A 15733-nucleotide genomic window follows, 5' to 3' on the forward strand; every position below is an offset into this window, starting at 1 on the left:
GAACAAGCGGCCGGCAAGATGAAGAGGGGCGATCCCGATTGCAGGATGATCGGGGCAAATAGGCCGGACATGCCCGGCGCGGCGGGCTCAGGCCGCTTCGCTACAGTCCAGCAGCGCTGCGCGATCTCGGATTTCCACCATGCGGCGGCCGGGCAGGGCGATGATGCCGATGCGTTTGAGGTCGGTCAGTTGCCGGCTTACCGTTTCGATCGTCAGCCCCAGCACGTCGGCGATCTGCTGGCGCGACAGCGGAAGGTCGAACCGGTCGAGCGGGGGCTGGCCTTCGCGGGCCAGCCGGCGCGACATGTCGAGCAGGAAGGTCGCGATCTTCTCGCGTGCATTCTTGCGGCCGAGCAGCAGCATCCAGCTTCGCGCCCGATCGAGATCGTCGAGCGTGCGTTGCAGCAGCCGATGCTCCAGCTCGGGATGCTCGCGGGCAAAGCCGTCAAAGGCGCCGCGGGTGAAGAGGCACAGGCGCGCGTCGGTGAGTGCCGTGACGCTGTGCGGCGTGCTGCGGCCGAAGGGGCGACCGATGAAGTCGGACGGATAGACCACGCCGACAATCTGCTCGCGCCCGTCGCCGGTCGAAGCCGACAATTTGAGCGTGCCGTCGATCACATTGGCGACGATGGTGGCGTCGTCGCCTTCCCACATCACCGTCTGCCCCGCCGCGATCGTGACGCGCCGGCCCAAGCGATTGAGCGCACCGCGCTCATCCTCTTCCAGCGTGGCGCAGATGGCGCGGTCGCGCACTTCGCAGCGCTGGCAGAAGCTGGCGTCGGAGCAGGGGGCAGGAACGGGCATGCCGCCGGGCAGGGTTTGCGCGAGATCAAAATGCATGTTCATGACCGCTGCTTGGCGCGGCGGCGGGGCGGGCACTATCCGTAAATCCCCTATGGGACTTTCTGTCCTATTCAAGCCCCGCCTGGAAGGCGATGCGCAGCGTTTCCGACAGGCTGTGGACCTGCAGCTTCTGCATCAGGTTGGCGCGATGAATCTCCACCGTGCGCGGGCTGATGCCCAGGTCATAGGCGATCGTCTTGTTGGGCAGGCCGTCGACCAGGCCCTTGAGCACTTCGCGTTCCCGATCGGTCAGGATGTTGAGCCGGGCGCGGGCGGTCTCGCGCTGGCTGTTGCGGCCCTGGTCGGCGCTTGCCTGCGCGCAGGCGGCTTCGATCGCGGCGAGCAATGCCGCCTTCTCGAACGGCTTTTCGATGAAATCGGTGGCCCCGGCCTTCATCGCGGCGACCGCCATGCCGACATCGCCATGGCCGGTCATGATGATGACCGGCAGCATCATGCCGCGCGCGCGCAGTTCGCGCTGCACTTCCAGCCCGTCAATGTCGGGCATGCGCACGTCCAGCAGCACGCAGCCGCCCTCCAGCGTCCCGACTTCCTTGAGGAATTCGGTGCCGCCCGAGAAAAGCCGCACCGAAAAGCCGCTGGTCTTGAGCATGAAAGAGAGCGACCGGCGGATCGCCTCGTCATCATCGACGACATGGATGGGCTGGTCGGTGGGCAGGCTCATGGCAGGCGGTCCGCAGAATCGAGAGTGAAGTGGAAGGCGACGCCGCCCCAGTGCGAGGCGTCGGCCCAGATCCGTCCGCCATGCCCCTCGACAATGGTGCGGCTGATCGACAGGCCCACGCCCATGCCGGCGGGTTTGGTCGTGCTGAACGGGGTGAAGAGCGATCGCGCGACCGCCGGATCGAGGCCGGGGCCACTGTCGGCGATGATGAGTTCGACCTGTCCGTCCTCGGCCGGCACTGCCGACAGGCGCAGGATGCGGCGATTGCGGCCGTCCATCGCCTCGACCGCGTTGCGCACCAGGTTGATGATGACCTGCTGCACCTGCACGCGATTGGCGATCACCCGGCCGACGCGCGGGTCGACGACGATGTCCATGTCGATGCCCCGGCTGTCGATGCCGATGAAGGCCAGCGCGACCCCCTCGGCCAGCAGCGTGGCCGCCGGTTCGGCCTGGCGATCGGCTTCGCCGCGACGGATGAACTCCCGCAGCGACCGGATGATCTGGCCCGCGCGCATCGCCTGGCGCGCGGCTTCGTCCATCGCCTCGCCCAGCAAGTCGCGGTCGACCGGCGCATCGGTGCGCAGCAGGTCGCGGCCCGCCTCCATATAATTGGCGATCGCGGTCAGCGGCTGGTTCAGTTCATGCGCCAGCGCCGCAGCCAGCGTGCCCATCGCCGTGACGCGGGCGGCATGGCTCAGTTCAGCCTGCAGATCCTGCAGGCGCCGCTCGGCCTTCTGCCGATCGGTCAGGTCGCGCACGAAGCCGGTAAATAGCTTTTCGCCATGGTCCTGCACTTCGCCGACCGCCAGCTCGATCGGAAAGGTGGAGCCATCGCGCCGGCGCGCGGTGGTCAGTCGGCCGATGCCGATGATCCGCTTCTCGCCGGTGTCATGATAATGTTGCAGGTAGGAATCATGGCGCTCGCGATCGGGCGAGGGCATCAGCATCGCGACATTGCGGCCCAGCACATCGGCCTCGGCATATTGGAACATGCGCTGGGCGGCCGGGCTGAACGAGACGATATGCCCGGTCGCGTCGATCACGATCAGCGCATCGGGCACCGTTGCCAGGATCGATCCCAGCAGAGCCTGTTCCCGGCTGGTCGCATTATCCTGCGGATCGCCATCGTTGAACGCCATGTCCGATCACTGACCGTAAATCAGTGCGCCAGCAAGAGCGGAACCCGTGTTTCGACCAGAATATAGCGGGTTACGCCGCCAAAAATGGTTTCCCGCAGCCGGCTGTGGCCAAAGGCACCCATCACCATCCAGTCGATCGACAGTTCCTGGCAGGCATGGGACAGCGCTTCTTCCACGCTGCGATCCTTGCGCGGCCATTCGTGAATCTCGACCGCAATGCCGTGGCGCGAGAGATATTCGGCGGCGTCGGTCGGCGGGAAGTCGCGCTTCGATCGCTCGTCCACGGTGACGACATGGACCTCGCTCGCCACCCCCAACAGGGTGCGGCTCGCGGTCAGCGCCGACGCCGCCTCATGCGATCCGTCCCAGGCGACCATCGCGCGGCCGGTGCAGCGAAAGCCCTTGGCCATGCTCGGGATTGCCAGCACCGGGGCGCGGCTGTTGACCGCCAGGTCGGCGACGATCGGCGCCGGATCATCGGCCTGCCGGCGGCCCGGCGGCGGCAGGGAAACGAGCATCGCGTCGGACAGGCGACCAGTTTCCAGCAGGCCCTGGACCAGGTCTCCGCTGCGATAATGCCAGTCCCACGCCATGCCCTCGCGCCGGAGTCGCTCCTCCAGGGCGCGCCGCATTTCCTCGTCCTGGCGGCGCACCGCATCGATCGCCTCGGGCACCAGATAGCCGCTGCCATAAAGATCGGCGGCGACCAGTTCGGGCAGCGGCGCGATCTGCAGGCAACTGATATGGGCGCCGGTCGCGCGCGACAGGTCGAACGCGGCCTGCAGCCGGCTTTCCATGCCGTTGTCTGCGCGGATATGCAGCAATATGGTCTTCATCGAACATGTCCCGACAAGAGGGCGCCGATGCAGCGCCGTATGATCGTCATCCTGACTAGTAGCCTGCTCGGCTGGTCTCTATCCGCAAATTTCCCTATTTCGATCGCCGATCCGATGGCACATTTGGTGGGCAACGATCATAGCAAGGGATGCCTTCTTCATGACCGACAAGGATATTCTGGAAACCCGCACCGGCATTCGCGTCCAGGTGCGCCCGGCGCAGGATGGCGATGCCAAGGCGCTGGCCCATTTCTTTTCGGCCGTGTCCGATGATGATCGCCGCTTCCGCTTCCTCAGCAGCGCGCCGGGCGTCAGCGCCGGGCAGATTCATGATCTGATCCATGGCGACCCCGACAATTGCGAGACCTTCCTGGCGACCGACGAGAAGGGCGCCATCCTGGCCGCCGCGACCCTGGCCGCCGATCCCGACCGGACCCGCGCCGAAGTCGCGATTTCGGTGCGCGCCGACCATCGCGGCAAGGGCGTGGGCTGGAGCATGCTGCGCCACGCCACCGACCGCGCGCAGGAAATGGGCGTCGGCCTGCTGCAGGCGATCGAGAGCCGCGCCAATCATGCCGCGATCGAACTGGAGCGCGAACAGGGCTTTGTCGCCCGCAGCGTCGATGACGAGCCGTCGCTGCTGATCCTGGAAAAGCGTTTCTGATCGCATCGCTGGTGAAATAATGAAGGGGCCGGAGCGGCGATCCGCTCCGGCCCCTTCCTTCTGGTCCACCCCCCGGAGGATCAGAAGCGCATGCCGACACCCACGCCGAACACGAAGGGATCGAGCGATACCTTGACGTTCTGGGTGCCGGCCGCGGCCGTGGTCAGCCGCACCTTGGTGTCGATGTCGATATATTTGACGTCGAGGTTGAGGAAGATCTTGTCGTTGAGGTCGATGTCGACGCCGACCTGGCCGGCCCAGCCGAAGCTGTCGGACATATGGACTTTGGTCTTGCCGACCGCATCCTCCAGCCCGCTCGACGCATCCTCGTTATAGAACAGCGTATAGTTGACGCCGGCGCCGATATAGGGGCGGACATGGCCCTCGACGATCGGATGATATTGCATCGTCAGCGTCGGCGGCAGCACCCAGGTGGAGGCCAGCTTGCCGATCCCGCCGGTGGTGCCGCTGCGGCCACTGGCGCTATGCTTGGTGGTCGCGGCGATCAGTTCGAAACCGATATGGTCGGTCGCCATGTAGGTGACGTCGACTTCGGGCGCGATGCCGTTGTTCACCGACACCTTCTCGCCAGGGAAGCCGGGCAGGATGCTGCCGCTCTTTTCGGTGGGGGCGACCATGATGCCGCGCACGCGCACCAGCACGTCGCCCTGCTTGGCCTGGGCCGGGGCAGCGGCCAGCGCCGTGCTCATGGCGCCCATAGCGGCGACAATCATCATCTTTTTCAAGTGCATGTCTTTTCTCCATCCCTGATCGTGGGTCAGTGATGGCGCTCTGCTCCCGATCGGAACGGCCTTCCTTGATGCGGCGCAATCGGCGATTTGATCCTGCGCAATGTTCGGCATCGGACGCCATGGCAGGCGGGGCGCCATGTTCCGCTATCATCCCGACCTGCTCGCCGCGCCGGTGCCGCGCTACACCAGCTATCCGACCGCCGCCCAGTTCGGCGAGGATGTCGGCGCGGCCGACATGGCGCAGCGGCTGGACGCGATGTCGGCGGACGCGCGCCTGTCGCTCTATGTCCATATCCCTTATTGCCATGACATTTGCTGGTATTGCGGGTGCAACACCGGTGCGGCGACCCGGCCCCGGCGCCTGTCCGCCTATGTCGATGCGCTGGAGCGGGAAATGGCGCTGGTATCGGCGCGGCTGGGCGGGCGTGGCCGCGTCACCCATGTCGCCTTTGGCGGCGGCAGTCCCAATTCCCTGCCGCTGATCGACTGGGTCCGGCTCAATCATCAGTTGCTGCTCTGCTTCGACGCCAGCGCGGCGGCGATGTCGGTGGAACTGGACCCGCGCCGGATCGATCGGGCCTGGATCGACGCCATGGCCAAGGTCGGGGTGACCCGCGTCAATCTGGGGGTACAGACTTTTGCCACCCATGTGCAGCAGCGGATCGGCCGGGTGCAGCCGGCCGAGACGGTGGCAATGGCGGTAGGCGCGCTGGCCCGTGCGCGCATCCAGGTGGGTTTCGACCTGATGTATGGCCTGCCGGGGCAGAGCGAGGCGGATCTGGCGCAGACGCTGGAGGACAGCATTCGCCTGTCTCCCTCGCGCATCGCGCTGTTCGGCTATGCCCATATGCCGCGCCTGCTGCCGCGCCAGCGGCGGATCGACGCGACCGAATTGCCGGGTGTCGAACAGCGCTTTGCGATGGCGAAGCTTGGCCATGCGATGCTGACGGCGGCCGGATATCAGGCGATCGGCTTCGATCATTTCGCGCTGCCCGACGATCCGCTGGCGGTGGCAGCCGCTACCGGAAGGCTGCGCCGCAATTTCCAGGGCTTTACCGAGGATGACAGCGATGCGCTGATCGGCATGGGCGCGAGCGCGATCAGCCAGTTTCCCGACCTGATCGTCCAGAATGAGAAGAATGCCGGCGCCTATCGTGAAGCGCTGTCGGACCATCGGCTGCCCGCGGCCCGTGGGGTGCGGCGCAGTGTCGACGACCAGCGGCGGGGCGCGTTGATCGAACGGCTGCTGTGCGACGGTCGGGCGGCCTGTGGCGACCTTGCCGAACCGGTGCTGCTCGACCGGTTCGAGCGCATCGGCCTGCTTCGGCGGGAGGGGGACGAGTTGCTGCTGCAACCCGGCGCGGCGCCTTATGCCCGGTCCATCGCCGCCTGTTTCGATGCCTATCTGCGCCCGGCCGAAACGCGCTTCAGCGTCGCGGTCTGATCGCCGGCCCGGCCTCTGCCGGGCCGGCGATCGCACGTCGGATCAGAAGCGCACGCCCACGCCCATCCAGACACGGGCCGGATCGATCAGATAGCCGGCCGTGTCATAGTTGAGCCGCTTGTCGAGCAGGTTCTGTACACCGGCATGGACGGTGAAGGCGGGCGTGATCTTGTAGGATGCGCCCATGTCCACCACCGTATAGTCGGGCGACACGATATTATTGCCGCTGATCTGCGCCTCGGTCACGGCTTCCTCGCCGCGATAGACGGCGCGCACGAAGGCGGAGAAGCGCTTGTCCGGGCGCCAGTTGAGCGAGGCGCTGGCCTGCTGTTTGGGCGTGTCGTTGAGTGCCGCGCCGATATTGGCGCCGCTCAGCTGTTCCGAATCCGTCAGCGTGCCGGTGGCGTTGAGCCGCAGCGTGTGGGTCAGCGGCACGTCGACCGAGACTTCGACGCCGCGTACCCGCGCCTTGTCGACATTGACATAGGTCGTGGGAGGACGGCCGATCGAGCTGAGCGGTTCATCGACGCACCAGGCCCCCGCCACTTCGCAGGTCACGCGCGTGATCTTGTCGTTGAAGCGGGTGTCATAGGCAGTGACGCTGGCGTTGAAGCCATTGCGCGAGAAGAGCAGGGCAGCCTCGATCGTGCGGGAGGTTTCGGCTTCCAGGTCGGGATTGCCATAGATGGTGCCGCCACGGCTGGTCTGGCCCCAGTCGGGAATCGTCTGGCGCAGGCTCGGCGCGCGGAAGCCCTGCGAATACCCGCCCTTCAGCGTCAGGGACGGGGTGATGTTCCACACCGCATAGACGCGCGGGGTCCAGTGGACGCCATATTGTTCGTCATGATCCATGCGGATGCCGCCGGTCAGCGCCAGCCCGTCGAGCAGCTTCAGCTCATTTTCGGCAAACAGCGCCCAGCTGGTGCGGGTGGTGCCGGTGGTGGTCGATCCCGACAAAAGGTTGCCGGTCAGGTCCGACAGATCCTCATAGCGATAGAATCCGCCGACGGTCAGCGTGTTGGACGGCAGCGGGATCACCCACAGGCTCTGGCCGACCGTGTTCTTGATCCGCTTCTGCGCCTCGACATGTTCGGCATCCTCATATTGCAGATAGGATTCGGAACTGGCGAAGCCCCATTGGCCGCTATGGCTGATCGATGCGACCTTGCGCTTCTGGGTCTGGGTGGTTTCGGTGCCGAGTGGCGCGGTCGCCGACGTTTCGGTCGTCTCGCCGGCAACCTCGATCACCTTCTGCCGATAATAGCCGCCTTCCAGCAGGATCTGGTGGTTGGCGCTGAGGTTGAAGCCCAGCTTGCCGGCCAGGCTGTCATCATGCCGCTCGGGCGTGCCGCCGATTTCGGTGTCGCCCTCGCGCCGGTTCATCGATCCCTGCAATTGCAGGCCGATGCCGTCAGTGACGGGGCCGGACAGATAGAAATTGCCGTCGGTATAATTGCCGAAATTGTCCGCCAGTTGCATCGTGCCGTTGACGCGCGCGCTGCCGCGCCAATGGTCGCTGATCCGGCGGGTGATGATGTTGACGACGCCGCCCATCGCGTCCGATCCGTAGAGCGAGGACATGGGGCCACGCACCACCTCGATCCGCTCGATCGCTTCGAGCGGCGGCAGCAGGCCGCCTTCGCTGACATTGCCGCCATTGGTGCGGGATTCGCGCGACGACAGCCGCTTACCGTCAACCAGGATCAGCGTATATTGCGGCGCCATGCCACGGATCGAGATGTCGCGGCTATTGCCTTCGCCCGGCGTGACGGTGACGCCGGGGATTTCCATCAGCGCATCGGTCACTTCGCGATAGGGCATGGCGTCCAGCGTCTCGCGGGTGATGACGCTGATCGAGGCGGGCGCGTCGCGCACCTCCTGTTCACGGCCGGCGGCGGTAACGACGATCTGGTTGGAATCCTGGTCGGCTTCGGCGGCCAGCGCCTGCTGTGCGCTGGTCAGCGCGACAAGGGCCGCGGTCGCCCGCAGCAGATGGATGGATGGCATGGAAATCCCCTGTTCTGGATAGACGGGCACCCGCCAGCCACCCGGCCGGACGGGTGCCGGAAATCAGTGGTGCGGGCCGGGCCCGATCGGTGGAACGAATATCATGGCGGGTTCATTTGCGATCGATTGTCAATTGCAAGTGGCCGTTGCCAGAAGCGCGGGGCGGCGCCAAGTATCGATATCGGATAAGGCTTATGCGGCCTTGCTATGGGGCAGGGCTGCGTCGCTGCCGCAATGGTCGGCGAACATGTCGCACAGCCAGGCGATGGCCGGGTCGCGATGCGACCGTTCGTTCCACAGCAGCCGATAGCCGAAGGTGCCGACCAGGTCCGGCGCGGGCAGGCAGGCCAGGTCATGGGTCCGGGCGATCGCCTCGGCCGCGCGGGTTGGCAGCGTCATCAGCGCGTCCGATCCCCGGATCATGTGCGGTGCCGCCTGGAAATAGGGCAGGCGGGCGATCACCCGCCGGCGCGACGCCAGTGCGCCCAGGCGCAGTTCGATCCGGTCGAAGCCGCTGTCGCTGACGACGAAGCTGATATGCGGGCAGGACAGGAAATCCTCGACCGACAGGGACCGGTCGGTCGGATGCGCCGCCAGCTTGTGATGGCGATCGACGACGCAGCTGAACGTTTCGGTGAACAGGAAGCGCTCATAGGTCTGGGCCGGATCGGGATCGAGCCCGCTGATGATGAGGTCGATCTCGCCTGCGGTCAGCCGCGCCACCATGTCGCCGGTCAAAGGCACGATGTCGATCGCCGCCAGCGGCGCTGCGCGCCCGATATGCGGCAGGGTCGGTGCGACCACGGCGGCGACGCCGAAATCGGTCGATGCGACGCGGAATCGGCGATCGAGCGTCGCCGGATCGAAACGGGGCGGTTCCAGCAGGCCGGCGGTCGTCGCCAGCCAGTCCTGCAAGGACGGCGCCAGTTCCTCCGCCCGCCGGGTCAGTTCCATGCCGCCGGCGGTCCGCACCAGCAGGGGATCGCCCAGCAGACTGCGCAACTGCGCCAGCGACCGGCTGACCGACGGCTGGCTGACGCCCAGTTGCTGCGCCGTGCGGGTGACGCTTTTCGTGCGCAGCAACAGGCCCAGTATCACCAGGCTGTTGAGATCGAAATGCACGCCGCCAAGCAAGAGAGACCGGTCCGTTCCTTAAGGATAATGCGGACCATTCTTAACTTCAGGGCTGGTCAGGGTCCAGTCCCGTTGCATTTCCGGACTGTTGCGCGGCGCGATCGGTGCCGATTGACAGGCCCCTTCCTCCGGATTTATGAAATAACCTGTATCACATCTTCGTCGATCAAGAGGCTGTGCGCCTGCAATCATTGTGTCCGGGGCAGCAGGTGCGACGATGATGAAAGGGATGGGCGCCGTCTGTGCGGCGCTCGACGCCGTGACGGTCGACCCAGCATATAAGGGCCGCGCGGTCTGGATGGGAGGATGCCATGACACGCCGTTTCCGGACGTTGCTTTTCTGCGCCTGCGCGACTCTGCCCACCCTGCCGATCGAGGCCCAGGCGCAGGATAAGGCGCAGGACAGGGCCAGCGTGACCCAGGACATCATCGTCACCGCCCGCCGGACCGAGGAACGGCTGCAGGACGTGCCGATCTCGATCACCGTGTTCAATCAGGAAGAACTGGCCAACCGCAATGTCGTCAATGCGCAGGATCTGGCCGCCTATACCCCCTCGCTGTCCGCCAATGGCAATTTCGGCAGCGAAAATAGCAGTTTCGCCATTCGCGGCTTTGCCCAGGATATCGGCACCGCGCCCTCGGTCGGCGTCTATTTCGCCGACGTGGTCGCGCCCCGCGGCGCCTCCAATGGCCTGCCCTCGGGCGATGGCGCCGGGCCGGGCGCCTTCTTCGACCTGCAGAATGTCCAGATATTGAAGGGGCCACAGGGCACCCTGTTCGGCCGCAACACCACCGGCGGCGCGATCCTGCTGGTGCCGCAGAAGCCGACCGACGAATTTTCCGGCTATGTCGAAGGATCGGTCGGCAATTATGACATGTGGCGCGGCCAGGCGGTGGTCAACGCGCCGCTCGGCGACCGGGCGCGGATGCGCATCGGCGTCGATCGGCAGAAGCGCGACGGCTATATGCGCAACGGCAGCGGCATCGGCCCCGACCGGTTCGGCGATGTCGATTATATCGCGCTGCGCGCCAGCCTGGTCGTCGATCTGACCCCTGATCTCGAAAACTACACTATCCTCTCCTACAGCGATTCCAGCAATAATGGCCCGATCCAGAAGCTGGTCGCGGCCGCGCCGGAGGGGCTGGGCCAGCTCGCCTATGGCCAGTTGCTGCGCCAGGGCAGCGGCTTTTATGACGTCATGCAGTCACTGGAGGATCCCTATTCCAGGACCGAGCAGTGGCAGGCGATCAACACCACAAGCTGGCAGGCGAGCGACACGCTGACGGTCAAGAATATCGTCAGCTATGCGCAGTTGAAGCAGCGCATGAATGCGCCGCTCTTCGGCACCGATTTCGTCGTCGATTTCGCCGCGATCAATCCCTTCCTCGCCGCGCTGGGCAGCTATCATCTGCCCTTCACCACGGTGACGTCGATTCCGGGCGGCTATACCGCGAACCAGTCGACCTTTACCGAGGAGCTGCAATTGCAGGGGCGCTCGGGCGATGGCCGGCTCAACTGGCAGGCAGGGGCCTATCTGGAGGTCAGCGAACCGCTGGGCATGAGCGGCAGCCAGTCGCCCTTCCTGGCGTCCTGCACCGATTCCGCCACGCTGCAATGCACCGATCCGATGGGCTTCCTGTCCAATCTTGATCCGACCATCCCGGCGTTCGCCAAGCCGATCCATGCCGGCACCGTAAATTATACGGCGGGTCGCACCAATTTCCACAATGTCGGCCTTTATGCGCAGGCGACCTATGCGCTGACCGATCAACTGAAACTGACCGGTGGTTTCCGCTACACTTGGGATCATTCGCGCAATGTCAGCGACCAGCGCACCTATATCGTCGCCTATCCGCCGCAATATGGCGCCTTCAATCCGGTCGCACCCTATCGCTGCACCAATCCGCAGGCGGCGGCGTCCAATTGCGTGTCGCATTATTATCAATCATCGGAAAAGCCGACCTGGCTGGTCGACCTGGATTACAACCCGACCCAGGACATATTGCTCTACGCCAAATATGCGCGCGGCTATCGCGCCGGCACGATCGTGCCGAACATCACCGCGCCGCTCAACATCGTCGAGCCGGAAAAGGTGGACAGCTATGAGTTGGGCCTCAAGACCAGCTTTGGCGGGGCGCTGCGCGGCACCTTCAACCTGGCCGGTTTCTATAATGATTTTTCCAACCAGCAATTGCAGGTCGGCTTCAATGCGCGGCCGCTGTCGGGGCAGGCGTCCACCGCGGCGCCGGTCAATGCCGGCAAGTCGGAGATATGGGGGCTGGAGGCCGATGCCTCGCTCACCACGTTCCAGGGACTGGTGCTGACCGGCGGCTACAGCTATCTGCGCACCAAGATCAAATCGGTGCCCGATTTCTCCAGCTTCAACGACCCCAATTATATCCTGGCCGCGCCGTTCCAGCCCGGCGATCCCGAAGTGCTGTCGCCGCGCCACAAGGTCACGGTCAGCGGCACCTACACCCTGCCGCTGGACGAGGAGAAGATCGGCCGCATCTCCTTCGGCGCGACCTTCACCCATCGGTCCTCGATGCTGGTCAACTATACCGACCGCACGAATCCCGATCCGTCGATCGCCGCGCTCAGCACGCTGGCGCCGCTCGATCTGCTGAACCTCAACGCCAGCTGGAACAATATTGCCGGCGCGCCCATCGACCTCAGCCTGTTCATGACCAATGTGACCAAGGAAAAATATTACAGCTTCATCGCCGGGCTGGGCTCGCCCAGCGTCAATTTCGAGACGGCGACGCTGGGCGAGCCGCAAATGTATGGCGCGCGCCTGCGCTTCCGCTTCGGCGGATAAACGGGCGCCGACGACCGCGAAAATTGATCCATGTCTAGGACGGCGCTTCCGGCGGCTGATAGGTTGCATGGCAATCAAGCGGAGTCGGTTCGATGGACGTGATCACGGATGCTGCCTATCTGTTTCGCCGGTCGCGCGACGAGACGCGCAAAGCCGACGAAGCCCGTGCGCGGGGCGATGCGGTGTGCGTGATTGCTGCGCACAATGAACTGGCGCTGCGCTACAAGGTTCGCGCCCTGTCGCTGTCCTGCGGCGCGGTTCCCTGCATCGACGCGACCGGGCGACGATCGGCCTAGGGGCGATCGACATTCAGATGATGACGTGACGAAAATGGTGGTTTTCCGTGATCCGGAGCGCAGCGTACTTAAAGTACGTGAGCACCGGAAGCGCGGAAGGCCGCCATTTGCAGGCCGTCAGGGCTGAATGTCGATTGACCCTAATCCTTCTCGCCCTGCAGGCTGATACGGCCGGTTTTCAGCCCCGGCGCGCTGACCTGTAGCGTGATTGCGCCCGGCTTGCCGGTGCCGCGCAGGAAGGCGACCGCCTTGCCGCCCACCGCCGCCCGCTGCGGCGAGGCGAAGGCGGTATGGTCGGTCACGCTGCCATTGTCGAAGGCGACGACGCGGCCCGGCCCCGACACCGTCGCGGTGAGCAGCGGCGTCGCGCCGGGGACCAGCACGCCCTTGGCGTCCACCACTTCGGCCCGCACCGCGACGATATCGTCAAAGCCGCCGCCGACGGCCTTCGCCTCCGGCACCAGCCGGATCGCGGCGGGGGCGCCGGCGCTGCACAGCATGTCTTCCGCCACTTTCGTGCCCCCGCGATAGCCGACCGCGCGCAGCTCGCCCGGCGCATAGTCGACGTCCCATGTGATCGCGCTGTCGTCCGCGTTGCGTGGCTTGCGGCCCAGCGACCGGCCGTTGAGGAACAACTCGACCTCGTCGCTATTGCTGTAGACCTCGACCTTTTCCTTGTGCGCCGCGCGATTGTCGGGCGACCAGTCGGTCAGCGCGCCCGGCCCCTTGGGCTGGGGCAGGGCGATGCCGACCATGGTCGGCATTTCGCTGATGTCGATCACTTCGGTCACGCGCCGCGCCAGCTTCACCACCGGCTTTTCCGACCACCAGCTCGCCCGTTCCCAGCCGATCGGCTTCACCCCGTCGACCCGGTCGACCAGGCCGGACGGGTTGCTGATCGCCGGCCAGCCGGCCCGGTCCGCCTCACCCAGATAGTCGACCCCGGTCCACAGGAACATGCCGGCATAGGCAGGGTCGTCGCGCACCACGAGCCAGCTTGACCGGTTCTTGCTGTTTTCCGTGCCGATGATCTTGCGGCTGGGCTTGTCGGCATGGGCCTTGGCCAGTTCATTCTCGCGATAATTCTGGCCCACCACGTCCAGCAGGTCAGCGGTGCCATTCTCATAATCATGGGTGGTGTTGGGGCGGAACAGCGCCATCGTCACCGGCCGGGTCGGATCCTCGGCATGGAAGATGTCCTGCAGCCGGGTGATGATCGACTGCGCCACCAGCGGATAGGGCGTGTCGTGAATCTCGTTGCCGATCGACCAGATCACGATGCTGGGATGGTTGCGATCGCGCCGCACGAAATCGCGCGCATCGATCGACGACCAGTCGGTGAAATAGAGATGATAATCCTGGGGATTCTTCGCCACCGTCCACATGTCGAACGCTTCGTTCATGACGATAAGGCCGAGCCGGTCGCACAGGTCGAGAAATTCGGGCGAGAAGGGATGATGGGCGGTGCGCACCGCATTGACGCCCAGTGCCATCAGCCCCTTGAGCCGCCGTTCATAGACGGCGAGTGGCACCGCCATGCCGAACGGCCCGCCATCGGCATGGATCGCCACGCCTTTCAGCTTGATGTTGCGGCCATTGAGCCAGAAGCCGCTCGCCGCCTCGAACCGGGCGTCGCGAATGCCGAAGGGGACGCGTTCCTCATAGAGCAGCCGCCCGTCGGTGGCGCGCACGCGCAGCAGCGCCTGGTGCATCGCCGGATCGCCAATGTCCCAGCGGCGCGGATCGGCGATCGTGCCGCTGACATCCATCTGCGTCGCGCGGCCAGCGGGCAGGCTGATGCTCTGGCCGGTGAAGGTCGCGAGGCTGCGGCCGTCCGGCCCCTCGATCACCGCCTCCAGCCGCGCCTCGACCGGGGCGTTGCCCTGGTTCATCACGTTGCTGCCGATGGCTAGGTCGGCGCTCTTCGCGTCGAGCTTGGTCACGCGCACGGTGCTGCCCCATGTTTCGGCATGGACATCGCCCAGGGTGAGGATGCGGACATGGCGATAGATGCCGCCGCCCGCATACCAGCGCGAGGCCGGCTGGGCGGAGGTGTCGGCCCGCACCGCCAGTACATTTTCCTGCCCGGCGGGTTTCAGATGCTGGGTGATCTCGTAACGGAAGCTGGCATAGCCGCTTGGCCGATGGCCGACATGCTGGCCGTTGATCCACACGCCCGACCGCTCCATCACGCCGTCGAACTCGACGAAGACGCGCTGGCCGGCGCTGGCGGGCGGCAGGGTGAAATGCTTGCGATACCAGGCGACGCCGGTCGGCAGGAAAGCGCCCGATCCGGTGGCGGGGGCATGTTCGTCGAACGGCCCGGCGATCGCCCAGTCATGCGGCAGGTCTACCGGCTGCCAGTCTGCATCGGCAAAGCCGGGCTGTTCCGCGGTCGCGACATCGCCCTGATGGAAGCGCCAGCCCGCATCGAAATTCTCCGCGCCGGTCGGCTGGGCAAAGGTGGGCGCGGGCAGGGCGATCAATAGCGCCAGCGCCAGACCGGCGGCACTCCGCCCGATCATCCTGCGCATCCGTGCGGTCCGTCCCGTCGCCATATCGGCCCCCTCTCCAGAATATGTCCACTATGTGGCGCTATGGCGCCCTATGTGGGTATATGGCTACAGGAGTGGCGGGCCGATGCCAAGCGGCTTTGCTGGTCCTGCGGGGCGGGCGGCGACGCGACAGTCAAATCTCCTCCGAAGTTCACAGTGTCGTGCGCGGATTCGGGCGAAATGCGCCGCAAACGCCCCCATGACGCGCCTGCCACGCGACAGCCACGCGTCGGTTGGGTCATGATGCGGGTCATCCCGATGCGTCGCCGACGCGACATCCAGGCGACAGTGAAGCGACAGATTTGCACCGGTGATGCGCGTGAACGCGGGGAGGCGTGGAGGGTGGGGCCATCCCACAGGATAGATCAGAGAAAGGCCGAGTAGGAAAGCCGATGGCCGGAAGCGATCAGAAGCTGACGTTTCCTACTCCCCTCCCTTCCAGGGAGGGGCCGGGGGTGGGTGCGCCGCGTAGCGGCGGTCTACGGTCGATAGGGCAGAAGCTCGCTGCGCTCGCAACCCACCCCAACCCCTCCCTGGAAGGGAGGGGCTATGTCTT

General features: G+C 65.4%; 12 protein-coding genes. 4 read left to right on the plus strand and 8 right to left on the minus strand.

Translation table 11 applies throughout. From position 1 onward, the window contains the following. Nucleotides 1-87: 87 nt before the first annotated feature. The 4 genes from AC13EK_RS16815 to AC13EK_RS16830 all read right to left on the minus strand — a co-directional run bounded on the left by AC13EK_RS16815 (nt 88) and on the right by AC13EK_RS16830 (nt 3506). On the minus strand, nt 88-846 hold the full coding sequence (locus AC13EK_RS16815) for a Crp/Fnr family transcriptional regulator (protein ID WP_010339652.1): 759 nt from the start codon (nt 844-846) through the stop codon (nt 88-90). A gap of 64 nt (nt 847-910) precedes the next feature. Further along, entirely contained in the window at nt 911-1528 is a 618-nt protein-coding gene (gene fixJ / locus AC13EK_RS16820; RefSeq protein ID WP_017500116.1) for a response regulator FixJ, read from the minus strand. Next, complete coding sequence (locus AC13EK_RS16825; RefSeq protein WP_004208555.1) at nt 1525-2670, minus strand: sensor histidine kinase; 1146 nt, start codon at nt 2668-2670, stop codon at nt 1525-1527. Before AC13EK_RS16825 ends, fixJ begins: the two co-directional genes overlap by 4 nt. Before the next feature lie 20 nt (nt 2671-2690). Next, nucleotides 2691-3506, minus strand: a complete 816-nt coding sequence (locus AC13EK_RS16830; RefSeq protein ID WP_069337999.1) for a universal stress protein — start codon at nt 3504-3506, stop codon at nt 2691-2693. Between the two features lie 160 nt (nt 3507-3666). On the opposite strand from AC13EK_RS16830, the gene AC13EK_RS16835 reads away from it, so the two are divergent. Continuing rightward, a complete protein-coding gene (locus AC13EK_RS16835; RefSeq protein WP_010339656.1) occupies nt 3667-4170 on the plus strand; it encodes a GNAT family N-acetyltransferase in 504 nt (167 codons plus the stop codon). An 80-nt stretch (nt 4171-4250) separates the two neighbouring features. On the opposite strand, the gene AC13EK_RS16840 is transcribed toward AC13EK_RS16835, so the two are convergent. Then, on the minus strand, nt 4251-4922 hold the full coding sequence (locus tag AC13EK_RS16840; protein WP_069337998.1) for an OmpW/AlkL family protein: 672 nt from the start codon (nt 4920-4922) through the stop codon (nt 4251-4253). A gap of 136 nt (nt 4923-5058) precedes the next feature. Between AC13EK_RS16840 and hemN the strand changes: the two genes are divergently transcribed. Then, nucleotides 5059-6366, plus strand: a complete 1308-nt coding sequence (gene hemN, locus AC13EK_RS16845; protein WP_069338007.1) for an oxygen-independent coproporphyrinogen III oxidase — start codon at nt 5059-5061, stop codon at nt 6364-6366. 42 nt (nt 6367-6408) lie between these two features. Here hemN and AC13EK_RS16850 read toward each other — a convergent pair whose 3' ends face one another. Together AC13EK_RS16850 and AC13EK_RS16855 are read right to left on the minus strand one after the other, a co-directional pair. Continuing rightward, nucleotides 6409-8373, minus strand: a complete 1965-nt coding sequence (locus AC13EK_RS16850; protein WP_069337997.1) for a TonB-dependent receptor domain-containing protein — start codon at nt 8371-8373, stop codon at nt 6409-6411. 192 nt (nt 8374-8565) lie between these two features. Continuing rightward, the gene (locus tag AC13EK_RS16855) at nt 8566-9495 is read right to left on the minus strand and encodes a LysR family transcriptional regulator (RefSeq protein WP_234792451.1); all 930 of its coding nucleotides are present in this window, start codon (nt 9493-9495) and stop codon (nt 8566-8568) included. Between the two features lie 323 nt (nt 9496-9818). Here AC13EK_RS16855 and AC13EK_RS16860 point away from each other — a divergent pair, with 323 nt between their 5' ends. Beyond that, entirely contained in the window at nt 9819-12326 is a 2508-nt protein-coding gene (locus AC13EK_RS16860; protein WP_069337996.1) for a TonB-dependent receptor, read from the plus strand. A gap of 92 nt (nt 12327-12418) precedes the next feature. Continuing rightward, nucleotides 12419-12622: a hypothetical protein gene (locus AC13EK_RS16865; RefSeq protein ID WP_483022282.1), complete on the plus strand. Its 204-nt coding sequence runs from the start codon at nt 12419-12421 to the stop codon at nt 12620-12622. Nucleotides 12623-12762: 140 nt separating this feature from the next. Here AC13EK_RS16865 and AC13EK_RS16870 read toward each other — a convergent pair whose 3' ends face one another. After that, entirely contained in the window at nt 12763-15147 is a 2385-nt protein-coding gene (locus AC13EK_RS16870) for a glycoside hydrolase family 2 TIM barrel-domain containing protein (RefSeq protein WP_234792450.1), read from the minus strand. Nucleotides 15148-15733: the final 586 nt, after the last annotated feature.

The organism is Sphingobium sp. L-44 (assembly GCF_056859495.1).

Coding starts and splice junctions, on each gene's coding strand:
- AC13EK_RS16815 (WP_010339652.1), bottom strand. CDS start 846: ATGAACATGCATTTTGATCTCGCGCAAACCCTGCCCGGCGGCATGCCC.
- fixJ (WP_017500116.1), bottom strand. CDS start 1,528: ATGAGCCTGCCCACCGACCAGCCCATCCATGTCGTCGATGATGACGAG.
- AC13EK_RS16825 (WP_004208555.1), bottom strand. CDS start 2,670: ATGGCGTTCAACGATGGCGATCCGCAGGATAATGCGACCAGCCGGGAA.
- AC13EK_RS16830 (WP_069337999.1), bottom strand. CDS start 3,506: ATGAAGACCATATTGCTGCATATCCGCGCAGACAACGGCATGGAAAGC.
- AC13EK_RS16835 (WP_010339656.1), top strand. CDS start 3,667: ATGACCGACAAGGATATTCTGGAAACCCGCACCGGCATTCGCGTCCAG.
- AC13EK_RS16840 (WP_069337998.1), bottom strand. CDS start 4,922: ATGCACTTGAAAAAGATGATGATTGTCGCCGCTATGGGCGCCATGAGC.
- hemN (WP_069338007.1), top strand. CDS start 5,059: ATGTTCCGCTATCATCCCGACCTGCTCGCCGCGCCGGTGCCGCGCTAC.
- AC13EK_RS16850 (WP_069337997.1), bottom strand. CDS start 8,373: ATGCCATCCATCCATCTGCTGCGGGCGACCGCGGCCCTTGTCGCGCTG.
- AC13EK_RS16860 (WP_069337996.1), top strand. CDS start 9,819: ATGACACGCCGTTTCCGGACGTTGCTTTTCTGCGCCTGCGCGACTCTG.
- AC13EK_RS16865 (WP_483022282.1), top strand. CDS start 12,419: ATGGACGTGATCACGGATGCTGCCTATCTGTTTCGCCGGTCGCGCGAC.
- AC13EK_RS16870 (WP_234792450.1), bottom strand. CDS start 15,147: ATGATCGGGCGGAGTGCCGCCGGTCTGGCGCTGGCGCTATTGATCGCC.